Source organism: Mycobacterium sp. (genome assembly GCF_049278535.1).
Lineage (GTDB): Bacteria > Actinomycetota > Actinomycetes > Mycobacteriales > Mycobacteriaceae > Mycobacterium.
Window position 1 is genome coordinate 1 of sequence record NZ_JBAPMI010000120.1, and the last position, 15,058, is coordinate 15,058.

Here is a 15,058-nt window from a genome sequence, read left to right on the forward strand (position 1 = left end):
GCGATGAGGTGATCTACGGCGGACCAGGCGATTTCATTTTCAAGCCACGAGGCCAATGGCACACATTCTGGAATGCGGCCGACGAGCCCGCCCGCATCCTTGAGATTATTTCCCCCGCAGGGTTCGAGCAGTTCTTCGACGAGCTTTCTGACCTCGGCGGTGTAGACAAGATATCGACAGAGGCCCTGGATGAACTCTGTGCGCGGTATGAACTGGAGATGGATGTCGACAGTGTCCCCGAACTATGCAAACGCTTCGACTTGAAATACCCCGGTCAACCTATTTGATCTCGGCTTCGACGGTTCGATCGGCGTCGGAAGGCACCAAACCGAAGTGACCAGTCAAACGCAATACTGAAAGGTTCACCATGAAGATCGTAGTCATCGGCGGTCGTGGGCTGATCGGCTCGAAAGTAGCGTCCAAGCTCAGCGCGCAGGGACACGAGGTGATCCCCGCCTCGCGCCGATCAGGTGTCGATTCACTAACCGGTGAAGGCCTCGCCAACGCCGTCGCCGGTGCGGATGTCCTTGTCGATGTCGCCGATTCACCGTTGTTCGACGATGAACCTGTGATGCATTTCTTCACAACCACGACCGCGAATCTTCTTTCTGCTGAACAGGAAGCGGGGGTCAAACACCATGTCGCGTTGTCCGTAGTGGGCGCGCAGATCATGCCAGACAGCGGCTACAACACCGCGAAAGCGGCTCAGGAGAAGCTGATCAAGGATTCGGGCCGGCCCTATTCGATCGTGCGAGCAACTCCGTTCTACGAATTCGCCATTGGCTTAGCCGATTCCGCGACAGACGGAGACATTGTCAGATTGCCACACGCGTTGTTCCGGCCTATCGCGGCCGACGATGTCGCCACCGCCGTGGCCAACGCGGCAGTCGAGCGCCCTATCAACGGGGTAACGGAGATCGCTGGCCCCGAAGCGATGGGGATGGACGACTTTGTCCGTACCGGCCTTGCCGCGACCGGTGATCAACGTCGGGTCGTGACTGACCCTCAGGCGCCATACTTCGGTGCGGTGATCGACGATCACAGCCTTGCACCCGACGAGAACGCCACCATCTTCACTACCCGATACTCCGACTGGATCGACGCATACTCCAGCCGCCGCATTTAGGGAAATCGAATGGAAATCAAGTGATCTCAATCGCACCAGGAGGATAACGAATGTTGCGGGACACGACTGACTCCGAATCGAAATCGACAATTACAGTGCTGCAGGAAGTACGGTCACCGTCTCTTCCTGAAAATGCCCACGTGATGACTGTTCTCATCAACCTTCCACCGGGCGCTGTCGGTTACCCACCACATCGCCTTCCTGGCGGTCCGGGATTCGGCTACATGATTGACGGTGAAATGTTGTTCGAACTCGAGGGTGAGGCGCCACGCGTCCTCCGTGCCGGAGACGCGTTCTGGGGGCTCGGCGGCGACGTGATCCACTATGAAAACGCTAACAACCGGACTGACATTCCTTGTAGCTTTGTCCTCACATTGTTCTGCGCGCCCGGGCAACCGATGCTCGAACGTGTTACCGGGGAGGAGCTTGAGGAGCGAAAGGGACTGCGCGTCACCAGTTGAATGGCTCGGGCACTTTAAGCACCCACCCGTTGTCACAGTGTGAGGAGGCGAGTATCCACGCGCTAACAGTCAACTCGCGCTTGTGGTCTGCGACGTTTGTAACGGGGCGTGGCTACGGCAGGCACTGGCGAAGCAGGCACTCATGCCGAATCCAGCTACTCTTGACGCGGTCAACACCCGGAAACGATCCGCAGATAAGGCCGCGGTTTGCCTGGTTACGGCAGGGGTTCGAATCCCCATAGCTCCACTCTTTTGACGCTCGAAGGCCAGTCTGCGTTAAAGGGCGCGTAGTCCGAGACGCGCCCTCCGGTCGGATCGGTTGATCGCGATACCGGGTCCAGCCCATGCGTCTCGCGCCCTTTAGCCACGGCCGACCCTACTCAGGACTTTGCGTCGCCGTCCAATTGCCAGACAACAGTGGTCTGACCAGCAATCGTGAGCCTGATTGCAGATGTCAAGGATTCATTAAGGCGTTGGTTGCAGCATTCGTGTCCGGAAAGGAAATGACGTGACAGGAATGACCGACGAGGTACGCGCCGATCTGGTTCAGGCCGGAGCCGTGCCGGGCGCCCAGGCCGTCGGCGGGCTTGGGTCAAAGCGGTCTGCGTATTCGAGCCGAAGGTGACGCCGCCGTCCACCACGATCGTGGTTCTCCTGGACGGCAACCGCGTCTGTCGGGCCACCACGGCCTACGAGTACTGCGACACCGTCGAGCGTTTCGCCCGGACGGGGATTGATCGGATCCCCGGCTAATTACTACTGCATCACCCATCTTTGCGAAAGGAACCGTTATGAAGCATGTTTCGACGCAGGTCGCAGTCTGGCGCGCTGGACTCGGCATATTCGCATCCGCGTCGCTGCTCGTGGCCGGCTGCTCGTCGTCACTGATTTCGACTACCACCAGCCCGGGTAGCTCGGCCACATCGGCCGCTACATCAGCGCCCGGCACCACGCCCGCAACGAAGCCCGCCGTCGCGCAGGGCGTCGCGCGTGGCATCGGCGACGTCCCCTGGGCGCAGGTCGGTCCGGGTTGGATGCTGGCGGTGTGGACGCCCGCCACTCCGCACCGGCCCGGCAACGCGCCGCCACCGGGTGACCCTGCCCCCGATACCGTGATCGACGTGTTGTATCTCGTCAGTCCGGGCGGCGACCGGTACTCGATCACCGAGTTCCCCGCGGGCGAAGGCGCACCGAGGATCGCCGACTGGTCGGGCGACGGTAGCCACGCACTGCTGACACCGGAGTACGGAGGGCACGGTGACGCGATCTCTCTCGATCTGCACACCGGCGTGCGGACCACCGTCCCCAACAAGGGCACCCTCAAGTACACCCGCCCGAACGGCAAGGCCCTCCTGTCGTCGACCAGCTACAACGGCAATGAGCCCGGCACGCTGAAGCGGATGGACATGGCGGGCAAGGAACAATTCGTCTACCCGACCAAGGATCTCGGCGGCGCAGGACAGTTCAGCGGCGACTACATCGAATCGCCGGACGGGTCACAACTGGTGCTGGGGACCGCGAATCTCGGCAACGAGATCGTGCCCAGGACCGACAACAGCCTGGTGGTGATGGCCAATGGCGGGTCGATCGTCCGCACGCTGCCCGCGCCCATGCCGAAGGCGATGTGCTCGCCGGTGAAGTGGTGGGCCCCCGATGTGATCCTCACGCACTGCGACGCAGAAAAAGGCGGCGCAGGGGAGCAACTCTGGGAGGTGCCGTTAAACGGCGGTAAGCCCACGGCGTTGACCGCGGTCAACACGCACGACAATGCGCCCGGCTTCCAAGGCAATTACGGCAACTGGAACGCATTCCAGGCGGCGGGCAGCATATTCCTCCCCACCGCGGGGGCGTGTGGCACCACGTTCGTGTCCCGGCTGACGCCAGACGGCCATACCGAACGCGTGAAGATGCCCGGTGTCAGCGACAGCGCAGGCCTTGCGGGTGTGAGCGGCGACAAGCTGGTGGTCGTCGGCCAGGTCGGCTGCGGCGGCGGGAACTCGCTGGTGACCTACGATCCCACGGCGAACACCTCGACCGTGCTGCTCGGACCACCTATCACCAAGGGCGGCGGCGTCGAGGGCGTCCGTCTTTATCCGAGCAACAAGTGAGACGCCTTGACACCGTATCGATCCGCCGTATTAGCTTCGGCTGCAGCGGCTTTCGCAGTTGCGATCGGAATTCCTGTTCTCGCGCATGCCGATGATTCTGCGCTGCCTTGCCGGACCGGACAGGTGGTGGCGCAATATGGACTGCACCAGTCCGCGTCCGGTCATCGCGAAGTGGTACTGAAATTCGTGCTGACACGCGGTGATCAGCCGTGCACGCTCACCGGTTACCCCGGTGTCGACACCGGAGGCGGTGGCCCGCTGCTGCACGCCGAACGCACATTGTCCGGATTCCAGGGCGGCCTGCGGACGGACCGGTTGCCGACTGTGACGGTGGCCGCCGACCAGCCGCAGTACGCCGTGGTGGAGGGCGTCGCCGCGGACAAGAACGATCCTTACCGGCTGTGCCCGACGTACACCGAGCTCCTGGTCACCGCACCCGATACGACCGAAACCTTCACTGTCCCAGTCAGAATCGACACCTGCGAACTTCAGGTACACCCGTTGGGATCGCAGTGGTGACCCGCACGTCGCTCATCGCATTGGCCGTTTCTACCTTCTGCGCAACGGTATTCGGCTTCCCCGCGTCCGCACGGCCCGCAACTCCGGCCGCCGGCTGCGCGGAACTCGGTGGGACAGTGCAGGCCGATCAGACGTGCCACATCGAGACCAAAACCGCCACCTACTCGATCGATGTCAGTTATCCACTTGGCTATTCGGACCAACAGGCGGTGACCGCCTTTGTCGATAAGGACAGGAACGAGTTCCTGGACTTCATCACCACGCTCCCGCCGAGGGACTGGCCGTACGAGCACGGGGTGCGCCCGCACACGTTCACATCGGGAACGGCGGCCTCGGGCACGCAAAGCGTCGTCCTCGAGCTGTACGGCGACACCGGTGCCCATCCCGTAACCGGATTCCACTCGTTCAACTACGACGTAAGCACACACAGCCCGATCACGTTCGACGCCTTGTTCAAACCGGGCGCCGACCCGGTCGCGGCGCTCGACCCGATCGTCCAGCGCGAGATGGACAAGCACTGGCAGGGCTACGGCGGCCCAGCTCCGCACAACACGCTCAGGGCACGGACGTATCAGAACTTTGCGCTCACCGATGAGGCAGTCATCTTCTATATCCCGCAGGGCATGTGGCTGGCTGAAGTTGCAGGCCCACAGCAGATCTCAATACCCAAGTCGGAGCTGGCATCGGTGCTCGCCTGAGAGGCCCGCATCGAGGTCAGCGACTTTCTCAGCGACTTCTCAACACCAATTCATACGCTTGGCCCTTATGCGTAGAATGGGCCGCTTCGCCTGCCGGACTCGCGGGTCGTGGGCTCGCTTGGGTGGCGCACCACAATGAATCGGGCGCCTTTGCAGGATGAAGCCGACGACTGTCGCACCTCCCTGGCGAGCGGCGTTGGTCAGGTTGGGTCGTTACGGCCGAGCGAACTGGCGCATGCATCGGTAATGGGCGCGCTGTGCGCAGCGGTCGCGATTATTGCGGTCGTCCTTCCACACGCGGGGGGCCTAGGACTGCTTGGCGCCGTGCCGATGGGGCTGCTGGCCTATCGCTACCGGCTAAGCGTTTTGATCACCGCGACGGTCGCAGCCGCGGTGATCGGCTTCCTGGTGGTCGGCTTGAGCGGATTCGGGGCGGTCGCGCTATGCGCCTACGTCGGTGGGCTGGCTGGAATCGTGAAACGCCGCGGTCACGGCGCGCCGACGGTCACCGTCGCGTCCGTTGGCGCCGGTGTTGTCGTCGGTGCTGCAGTGGTCATTGCGTTGACGGTCCTGGCGAACATTCGGCAGTTGTTGTTCCACGCGATCACCGCCGCCGTAGACGGATTCGCAACAATCCTGGCGCGGGCGCCGCACCTGCAGCCGGTCGCGCAGGAGCTTAGGCGGAATTTCGCCGAAGCGCTGAACTACTGGCAGTGGCTCGCCCTCGTAATCGCCGTCGTCACCATCATGGGTGCCTCGCTGATCGGTTGGTGGGCGCTCTCGCGCGTGCTGGCGCGCTTGGACGGGATCCCCGATGTGCACAAACTCGACGCGTCGACCATTGCCGGGCCGATCCAGCCGGTCCCGGTGCGGCTGGACGAGGTGCGCCTCCGCTACCCGCACACCGACCACGATGCACTGAGTGCGGTCAGCCTGGATGTGCGGCCAGCCGAACATGTCGCGGTCACCGGCGCCAACGGCTCGGGGAAGACCACGCTGATGCTGATCCTGGCCGGCCGCGAACCGACCTCGGGCACGGTCGAACGCCTTGGTGCGGTGGGTCTCGGTCAACTCGGTGGCACAGCCGTCATCATGCAGCACCCGGAAAGCCAGGTACTGGGCACGCGGGTCGCCGACGACGTGGTGTGGGGACTGCCTCCCGGCAAGACCACCGATGTCAACCGATTACTCAGTGAAGTCGGGCTGCTCGGCCTCGCCGAACGCGACACCGGCGGCCTGTCCGGCGGAGAGCTGCAGCGCCTCGCCGTGGCCGCCGCGCTGGCGCGGGAGCCGGCACTGCTCATTGCCGACGAGGTCACCAGCATGGTCGACCAGGAGGGCCGGGACGCGCTACTGGCCGTGCTGTCCGGCCTCACCGACCATCACCAAACCGCGCTTGTGCACATCACCCATTACAACAACGAGGCTGATTATGCCGACCGCACAATCCATCTCAGCGACTCGCTGGATAACACCGCCATGGTCGAGACCGCGCCCGCGCCCGAGCCGACGGCCACGGTGGGTCAGCACTCTCACGCGCCGGTGCTCAAACTCGCCGGCGTCGGCCATGAATACGGGAGTGGTACCCCCTGGGCGCAGACCGCGCTCCGCGATGTCAGCTTCGTGGTGCATGAGGGCGACGGGCTTCTGATCCACGGTGGCAACGGCTCTGGTAAGTCGACGCTCGCGTGGATCATGGCCGGGTTGACCGCACCCACCACCGGCACCTGTCTGCTTGACGAGCGCCTGGCCTCCGAGCAGGTCGGTGCCGTGGCGCTCCAGTTCCAGGCGGCCCGGCTGCAGTTGATGCGCAGCCGTGTCGACCTGGAAGTGGCCTCCGCGGGCGGCTTTTCGCCTGATGATCACGCTCGAGTGACGGCAGCGCTGGCCGCTGTCGGTTTGGATGGGGCGCTGGCGAGGCGACCCATCGACCAACTCAGCGGCGGCCAGATGCGCCGCGTGGTCCTGGCCGGACTTCTGGCGCGGTCGCCGCGGGTACTGATACTCGACGAGCCGCTCGCCGGACTAGACGCCGCCAGCCAGCGCGGTCTTGTGCGGCTGCTCGCGGACCGGCGACGTGACACCGGTCTGACCGTTGTGGTCATTTCGCATGACTTCGCCGGGCTGGAGGAACTGTGTCCGCGGACTCTGCGCCTGCGCGACGGTCTGCTGGAACCGTCGTCCGTGGCGGCTCAGATAAGTGATTCGACGGCACCCGCGCCGCCGCAGCACCCGACCCGTCGACCACGTCGACCCGTTGTGTTGCTGCGTCCGGTGCCCGGGCACACCACCATCCACGAGCTGTGGGCAGGCACCAAACTACTTATCGCCTTCGGCATTTCGATATTGCTCACTTTGTGCCCGGGGTGGGTGGCGATCGGACTTGTGGCCGCGCTCGTGCTGACGGGAGTTTGGGTCGCCCGTATTCCTCGGGGCGTGCTGCCGTCAGCGCCGCGCTTGCTGTGGATCATGCTGGTCATCGTCGGTATCGCTGCGACATTGGCCGGTGGCAGTCCGCAGATCCAGGTGGGCACCGTCACGCTCGGTCTCGGCGGACTATTGGACTTTTTGCGTTTCACCGCGCTGTCGGTCGTGTTGCTCGGGATGGGTGCGCTGGTGTCGTGGACGACCAAGGTCGCCGAAATCGCCCCCGCGGTAGCTACTTTGGGTCGCCGACTGCGACCATTGCACATCCCGGTCGACGACTGGTCGGTCGCATTGGCGCTCGCGCTGCGCACCTTCCCGATGCTGATCGACGAGTTCCGGGTGCTCTACGCCGCTCGCCGGTTGCGGCCCAAAGAGAAGCCGCCCACCCGCAGGGCCCGCGTCAGGCAAATGGCGGCGGACGTCATCGACCTGATTGTTGCGGTTATCACCGTGACACTGCGACGGGCCGACGAGATGGGCGATGCGATCACCGCCCGCGGCGGCACAGGTCAGATCTCGGCCGTCTCGTCGAGGCCGAAACAGGCTGACTGGGTGGCACTTTCAATCGCCTTGGCGGTGTGCGTGGCAGCGCTGCTGCCAGGCGCTTAGTGGCCGACAGCCCTCAGAACCGCACCAATGCCGACACGTCCGCCAGCGCGCAGTTCGGAATACGTTCGGCCGCGCGCAGCAGGAAGTTGAGTTTCTCGATGCGCTCGCCCGAGCGCGGGGCGCCGTTCTTCTGCAGCGGCGCACCCAACCCCACCGCCAGGTCCATCACCACATCGCCGATGACACCGCCCGAACGGCCCGACGGGATCGTCAGAATCCCGTTCCGCGCGGCGTATTCGAAGCAGTCGAGCGCCTCGGCGATCGTCCCGACCTGATTGGGCTTCATGATGAAACCCTCGACAGCCGAGGTCTTTACGGCTCGCTCCAGGCGCTCGCGGTTGGTGACGATCAAGTCATCGCCGAGGATGATCGAGCGGTCAATGGTCTGCGTCGCTTTGCTGAAGCCATCCCAATCGTCTCCGTCGAGCAGGTCCTCGATGAACACCATCGGGAAGTCCTCCGACAATGAGCGGGCGTAGTCGATCAGAGCCTCCGCAGTCACCCGCTCACCGTTCAATGCGTATGTCTGCGTGCTCTTGTCGTAAACCTCGCTAGACGCGCAGTCAAGTGCAAATGCCATCAGGTCGGCGCAGCCGGCGCGCTCGACCGCCTCGGCCAGCACCTCCATCACGACGCGCGGGTCGCTGGACAGAGCGATGTACCCGTACGACGCTGCGATCAGCGGCGCTCGGCCAAGCCGTCGCGCGAGCACCTCGCCAAGCGTGCCGAAAAGGCTTACACCCTTTTCGACGGCCGACTCGATGGACTCGGCGCGATAGGGCACGACGAGGAACTCGTTGAATGTCTGGAAGATATCGCCGTAGCGGCCACCGTTGATCATGTTGAAGCTAGGCGTCGGCACGGTGGTTGGCGGTTCGAGTCCTAGCAGTGCACCGACATAGGCATAGGTGGGCATTCCCGCCGCCGCGGACGCCGCGCGCAACAGTGCGATCGAGGTGGAATAGACCGTGTTTCCGCCAAGGCGATGCTTGTCCGGTGTGCCGTCTAGCTCAATCATGATCCGGTCCAGGGACCGCGGGTCGTCGAGTTCGGCGCCGACCAGAACGGGTGCGATTTCGTCGGTCACGGCCGACACGGCGCGGTGCACGCTCAGCCCGTTGTATTCCGACCGGTCTTCGTCACGCAGTACGAACGCCTCGTGCTCGCCGACCGAAGTGCCCGTCGGCGCTGCGCCACAGCCGACATGACCTGTGTCAGTGGTGATTTCGACCTCTAACAACGGCCGGGCCTTGCAGTCCAGCACTTGCCGGGCGCGGACGGACGCGATCTTCATCAACGGCCTCCCCGGTCTTAGAACACCGCGACGCAGATCGCTACAAAGTGGCACATCGCCGCGACTGCGGTAAGCGCGTGGAACATCTCGTGATAGCCGAAGGTCGCAGGCCAAGGGTCGGGCCAGCGTAGTGCGTAAAAAACCGCACCGAGGCTGTAAAGCCCACCGCCGACTGCGAGCAGTACCGCCGCGGCCACGCCCGCGTTATGCAGGATCATCCCTGCATACGAAACCGCCACCCAGCCGAGCAGCAAATAGAGCACGACGCCCAGCCAGCGGGGCGCTTCGGGCCAGAACAGCGTTAACGCAACCCCGGCCAGCGCGCCGCCCCACACGATGGCTAACACCTGGTGCCCAGTCGACGGTGGCATGTCCAGCCTGGCGAACGGCGTATAGGTGCCAGCGATGAACACGAAGATCATCGAGTGGTCGAGCCGCCTCATCCAGTTCCTGGCAGCTGTCGAACCCCAACTGACACGGTGATAGGTGGCGCTTACGGTAAACATCGCCACAATGGCCAAGGCATAAGCCAATGTCGCGTGACCAGCTCGAGTCGATGTCACAGTCCACGACACCGCGACCAGCGCCGAACCGGCTACCAGCGCCGCGTAGGCGCAATAAAAATGGATCCATCCGCGCAACCGTGGCTTGCTCAGAACACCGGCCTCGGACTCGGCGAAACGTCCGGTACCGCGGGAATCAGAGGCCCTCCGGCGCGCCATGGAGCGGGGGATGGCATCGATGTGATGGCTCAACATCCCTCCCTTGCTTGCAACTTGGATCCCGTCAAGTGCCTCTGCACCAAGCGATCTGCGTTATAGGGCCGTTACTCTTTCCCGCATTGAGGAACCGCTTTCACAATGCGGGAAAACGCGTCCGTCAACATGGGAGCGCCAGAGTAGGAGCGGGTCGCTGAGAAGCCGCTGAGAAGGGCATCGGGCCGGGTGCCCGGCGCGGATAAGGCGGTCGACTACGCCGTTCCCAGCCGGTTTCGGCCCTGCAGGATCAGACTATGTGGGTGTCTTCCGGGCCGCTGGGGCGGAGCGAGCGCGCGCATCGGATGCGCCTGCCCAATTTGGGTATCTCCGCTCGCTCAGCCGCGGTCTCGGCAGTGGTTGTTCTGGTCACTCTTGCACTCGCCGGCGTGACCTTTTGCCTACTCTTGTACCGGTCGTTGTTAGCGGGTGTCGACGACGCCAGCGCGGGCAGAGTTCGCGGCATTGTTGACGCCCTGCATTCGGATTCGCCCGACCATCTCGACAGCGCGCTTTTTACCACCAATCAGCGCGTGGTCGCAATCCAATTGATAGACCCTGACGGCAGGGTGGTGAAGCGGGCCGGGTCCGCACCCGCCACGCCTCTGATACCCATCAACGAGTTCGACTTCAACTTGCGGCGCGGTTTGCCAGACGATGCGGTGACCGAGGACGACATGCGTGTGAGCGGTCAGAAGGTCACTGCTGCGTCGGGTCAGTACACCGTGCTGGTCGGCGGAGGTAGCGAGGCGGTCGAGGCGACTGTGCGTACCGTCGCGCTGCTGTTGGCCGGCGGCGCCCCGATCATCGGCGGGGTAGCCGCAGCCGCGAGCTACCGACTCGTTCGCCGGTCACTGCAATCGGTGGACGCAATCCGCAGCAGGGTGGCTGAAATCTCGACTTCCTATTTGGCCGAGCGGGTACCCGTGCCTACGGGGCGTGACGAAATTTCAGCCCTGGCAGTCACCATGAACGAAATGCTGGCGCGCCTCGAAGCCGGCCACCGGGCGCAACAGCGATTCGTCGGCGACGCCTCTCACGAACTGCGCAGCCCGCTGTCCACCATCATCTCCGGTTTGGAAGTCGCCGAGGCGCATCCGGAACTGCTTGATACGGAATTGGCCGTCGACACCCTACTTCCCGAGGCGCACCGGATGCGGGCCCTGATCGACGATTTGCTCTTGCTGGCCCGCGCCGATGAACAAAGCCTGCTGATGCGCAACGACGAGGTGCCGCTCGACGAACTCGCCGAAGTGGAGGCTGCCCGTGTGCGGCGCGACGGCTGCACGATCGACACCGCAATCCTTCCGGCGCGTTTGATCGGCGACCGGGCAGCGGTCTCGCGGATGATCCGCAATCTCGTGGATAACGCTGTCCGCCACGCCAAATCGCGCGTCGAGATCCACGTGGGTAGCCGAGACAGCAGTGTCGTACTCACCGTCAGCGATGACGGGCAAGGTATCGCCCCAGCTGACCGAGCCCGGGTTTTCGAGCGGTTCGTGCGCCTGGACACAGACCGCGCCCGCAGTGGCGGAGGCACCGGCCTGGGCTTAGCGATCGTCGCCGAGGTCGCGGCCGCGCATGGCGGCACGGTCACTATCGACGATCGACCCGGCGGTGGGACCAAGATCGTCGTGGCGTTGCCTCAGCACGTCAGCCGGTAACCGACGCCTCGGATTGTCTCAATAGTGTTGGTACCGAAGGGAACGTCGATCTTGCGTCGTAGATATCCCACATATACCTCGACAACATTGTCAGGACCCTGATAGTGCGCATCCCATACGTTGCGTAATATTTCGGCTTTCGTCGCCACCATGTCCTTCGTACGCATCAAAAACTCGAGCAGCCCAAACTCGCGCGGGGTCAAAGTGATTGGGGTCGAACCGCGTTGGACGGTGTGCCGAGCCGGATCCAGTGACAGCGACCCGGCGGTCAACACCACAGGGCGCTCTGGTGCGCCGCGACGGACCAGCGCCTGCAGGTGCGCGACGAGGACCCGAAACGAAAACGGTTTCGTCAGATAGTCATCCGCTCCGAGGTCGAACGCATCGGTCTCGTCGTACTCACCATCTTTGGAAGTCAGCATGAGCACCGGTGTCCATACTTCCCGGGCCCGCATCCGCCGGAGCACCTCATATCCGCTGTGGCCAGGAAGCATGATGTCGAGAACCACAACGTCGAAGCTGTTTTCGGTTGCCTCGTATAGGCCATCGACGCCTGTGCCGACGGCGACGACGACGAAACCCTCGGCCTGCAGCCCCTTCGACAGGGTTGCCGACAACCGTGGCTCGTCCTCAACGAGCAAAACTCTCACGTCGGTACGCTACTTCGCGGGCCGTGCCCGCGAAAGGTCATGACGCACCAGCCGGATCGTCGTCGAACGGCCTAACTTTCGCGCTGCGCCGCCTTGGCGGCGTCGCGCCGAGCCTTGTCTTTCACGTGGGTCGAGCAGCAATGCACCATATCGCAGTGGTATCGGTCACTGCATTCAGGCGAACAATAGTTTGATGCGTTCGGAAGCCAGTGCGGATCAGCCAGGTCACACCGTGGGTCGGTCACTTCGAACGTGTGGCCGCAATGAACGCACGTCTTGGTCTTAGTCTTGGCCTTGGTCCTGATAGCCATGCAGGTCAGGGTACGCGCCATGGCCTCAAATCGGTGCGGATTTCAGGCGTCGCGTGTTCGCCGAGCACACTGATCAGGTGGAGCACGACGAGCTGCACGGCTGCGGTCCGGGCGGGCGGCGCGGCTCCGACGCGACGGCGCGCCGCAGGAATTAACTCGACCGCTATGGCGTTCGGCTAGCGGTGGCGCACGCGACGAGATGCCTTAATATCAGCCCATCGAGCATTCCTGAGCGGGGGGCACGGTGTTGAGGCTTCTCAAGCGGGCGTGGGTTCCGCTGGTCGTGGTGGTGGCACTGATCATCGGCGGCATTGCAGTGATGCGACTCAACGGCGTCTTCCCGGGACCTGGCTTGCCCAAACCTGATCCCCGGGATGCGACCCCGCCGTACGCGGCCAAGACTGCCGTTTACGAAATCCTGGGACCGCCCGGGACGACCGGCGTCGTCAACTGGATGGACGCGGAGTCACTACCGCAGAAGGCCAGCTTCACCACGTTGCCGTGGTCGAAGACGATTGTCGCCGAGATGCCCGGCATCTTCGCCTACGTCGTTGCCCAAGGTGACGGCCCCTCCATCGGCTGCCGGATCACCGTCGACGGCAAATTGGTCGATCAACAACAGGTCAACACGCGCGACGCGCAGGTTTCCTGCTTGGATAAATCCGCGTGACCGACGACACGAGCGACGCCGACGAGACGAGCGACACCGACGACACGAGCGACACGGACAAGATCCCCGTCGCGCAGCGCACCGAAGTTGAGCGCAAACCGAGAATTGCGCGCACCATCCGCGTCCTGGCGCTGCCGATCGTCATTGTCTGGCTACTGATTGCGGTCGGCGTCAACGTCTTCGTCCCACAGTTGGAGAAGGTTGCCGAGGAAGTCTCGGTGCCGCTCTCGCCATCCGACGCGCCTTCGGTGACCGGGATGAAGCACATCGGGGAGAAGTTCAAGGAGTACGACTCCGACAACCTCGTCCTGGTGACCCTGGTCGGTGAGAAACCTCTCGGCCAGGACGCTCACCGTTTTTACGACGACCTGGTCAAAAAGCTAAATCAGGACCACCAACACGTCGAGCATGCGCTGAATTTCTGGGGACAGCGATTCACGTCCTCGGGTGTCGAGAGTTACGACCACAAGGCCGCCTACGTCCAGGTCAATCTGCGCGGTGACCAAGGCGGTGCCGTTGGCGACGAGTCGGTTGCCGCCGTTCGCAAAATCGTCGCGGATTCGAAGCCGCCGCCGGGGGTGAAGGCCTACGTCGCCGGTCAGGGAGCCCTGACCGCCGACGTGATCGTTGTCGGCGATAAGAGCCTGGCCAAGATGACGATCATCACCATCATCATCATCGCGATCATGCTGGCGTTCGTCTATCGATCCATCGGCACCGTGCTGCTGACGATGGTCATCCTGTTCGTCGGACTGGCGACCGGTCGAGGCGTGGTAGCGCTGCTGGGTAACACCGGCATCATGGGGCTGTCGACCTTCGCCGTCAACTTGCTGACGGCACTCGCCATCGCGGCGGGTACCGACTACGCGATATTCATGGTCGGCCGCTACCAGGAGGGCCGCGAGCGGGGGTTGGACCGCGAAGCCGCCTACTACGACACCTTCGCCGGTGTCACCAAGGTGGTGCTGGGCTCGGGTTTGACGATCGTCGGGGCGCTGGCCTGTCTGAAATTCACTCGGCTGCCCTACTTCAGTTCGCTGGCTTTCCCGTGCGCAGTAGGTCTGCTGGTGGTGGTGACCGCCGGGGTGACCCTGACGCCGGCCCTGATCGCGTTCGCCAGCGGCTTCGGCCTTTTCGACCCGAAGCGCGAGTTCAACTACACCCGGTGGCGCCGTCTGGCGACAGCCATCGTGCGGTGGCCGGCGCCCATCCTCGCCATCTCCGTCATCATGGCGATCGTCGGCGCCCTAGGCCTGATGGGCTTCAAGCCGCGCTACAACGACCTCTACTACCTACCGCAGAGCGCTGCGTCAGTGAAGGCGTACAACGCGGCCGATCAACACTTCACCCAGGCCCGTCTGAACCCGGACCTGCTGATGATCGAATCGGACCACGATCTGCGCAATCCCACCGACATGCTGGTTCTGGACAAGATCGCCGGCGCCATCTTCCGGGTGCCGGGCATCGAACGGGTGCAGAGCATCACCAGGCCCCTCGGCCCGCCAATTGAAGACGGATCGATTCCGTTCCAGCTCAGTGTGCAAAGCGCGCCGATCCGCGACAACCTCAACTACTTGAAGGCCCGTACCGGCGACATCAAGAAAATCACCGATTTCCTCGACACCCAGATCGCCCTATTAGAGCGCCAGTACGACGTGACTAAGAAGCTCGCGAACGCCGCGGACGATAGCTCGAAAACCGCGGCGAGCACCGCGGCTATCACGGATGAAATCCGAGACCACATCGCGGATTTCGACGACTTCTGG

Annotated in this window: 13 protein-coding genes; 10 read left to right on the forward strand and 3 right to left on the reverse strand. The window is 63.5% G+C overall.

Annotation, left to right across the window (positions count from 1 at the left end; genetic code table 11):
- From WAO18_RS07700 to WAO18_RS07730, 7 genes are all read left to right on the forward strand, one after another.
- A partial coding sequence (locus WAO18_RS07700; protein ID WP_422205231.1) for a cupin domain-containing protein occupies positions 1-287 on the forward strand: 287 nt, incomplete at its 5' end.
- Between the two features lie 80 nt (positions 288-367).
- Positions 368-1,126 carry an SDR family oxidoreductase gene (locus WAO18_RS07705; RefSeq protein WP_422205233.1) on the forward strand — a complete coding sequence of 253 codons (759 nt, stop codon included), beginning with the start codon at positions 368-370 and terminating at the stop codon, positions 1,124-1,126.
- A gap of 50 nt (positions 1,127-1,176) precedes the next feature.
- Entirely contained in the window at positions 1,177-1,587 is a 411-nt protein-coding gene (locus WAO18_RS07710) for a cupin domain-containing protein (protein WP_422205235.1), read from the forward strand.
- A gap of 791 nt (positions 1,588-2,378) precedes the next feature.
- Entirely contained in the window at positions 2,379-3,695 is a 1,317-nt protein-coding gene (locus tag WAO18_RS07715) for a hypothetical protein (RefSeq protein WP_422205238.1), read from the forward strand.
- A 6-nt stretch (positions 3,696-3,701) separates the two neighbouring features.
- Positions 3,702-4,214: a DUF4232 domain-containing protein gene (locus tag WAO18_RS07720; RefSeq protein WP_422205240.1), complete on the forward strand. Its 513-nt coding sequence runs from the start codon at positions 3,702-3,704 to the stop codon at positions 4,212-4,214.
- Positions 4,211-4,912, forward strand: a complete 702-nt coding sequence (locus WAO18_RS07725) for an esterase (protein WP_422205242.1) — start codon at positions 4,211-4,213, stop codon at positions 4,910-4,912. The genes WAO18_RS07720 and WAO18_RS07725 overlap by 4 nt, the downstream gene beginning before the upstream one ends.
- Positions 4,913-5,158: 246 nt before the next feature.
- Complete coding sequence (locus WAO18_RS07730; protein ID WP_422205244.1) at positions 5,159-7,948, forward strand: DUF2232 domain-containing protein; 2,790 nt, start codon at positions 5,159-5,161, stop codon at positions 7,946-7,948.
- A 13-nt stretch (positions 7,949-7,961) separates the two neighbouring features.
- On the opposite strand, the gene eno is transcribed toward WAO18_RS07730, so the two are convergent.
- Complete coding sequence (gene eno / locus WAO18_RS07735; RefSeq protein ID WP_422205245.1) at positions 7,962-9,245, reverse strand: phosphopyruvate hydratase; 1,284 nt, start codon at positions 9,243-9,245, stop codon at positions 7,962-7,964.
- Positions 9,246-9,259: 14 nt separating this feature from the next.
- Positions 9,260-9,964 carry a PAQR family membrane homeostasis protein TrhA gene (trhA, locus tag WAO18_RS07740; RefSeq protein WP_422205248.1) on the reverse strand — a complete coding sequence of 235 codons (705 nt, stop codon included), beginning with the start codon at positions 9,962-9,964 and terminating at the stop codon, positions 9,260-9,262.
- A 338-nt stretch (positions 9,965-10,302) separates the two neighbouring features.
- Between trhA and WAO18_RS07745 the strand changes: the two genes are divergently transcribed.
- The gene (locus WAO18_RS07745; protein ID WP_422205250.1) at positions 10,303-11,661 is read left to right on the forward strand and encodes a sensor histidine kinase; all 1,359 of its coding nucleotides are present in this window, start codon (positions 10,303-10,305) and stop codon (positions 11,659-11,661) included.
- On the opposite strand, the gene WAO18_RS07750 is transcribed toward WAO18_RS07745, so the two are convergent.
- Positions 11,643-12,311 (reverse strand): response regulator transcription factor, encoded by a 669-nt coding sequence (locus WAO18_RS07750; protein WP_422205246.1) that lies wholly within the window; start codon positions 12,309-12,311, stop codon positions 11,643-11,645. The genes WAO18_RS07745 and WAO18_RS07750 overlap by 19 nt on opposite strands.
- Positions 12,312-12,869: 558 nt before the next feature.
- On the opposite strand from WAO18_RS07750, the gene WAO18_RS07755 reads away from it, so the two are divergent.
- The gene (locus WAO18_RS07755; protein WP_422205251.1) at positions 12,870-13,292 is read left to right on the forward strand and encodes an MmpS family transport accessory protein; all 423 of its coding nucleotides are present in this window, start codon (positions 12,870-12,872) and stop codon (positions 13,290-13,292) included.
- Positions 13,289-15,058, forward strand: a 1,770-nt coding sequence (locus WAO18_RS07760; protein ID WP_422205247.1) for an MMPL family transporter, incomplete at its 3' end; no start/stop codon positions are given. The genes WAO18_RS07755 and WAO18_RS07760, both read left to right, overlap by 4 nt.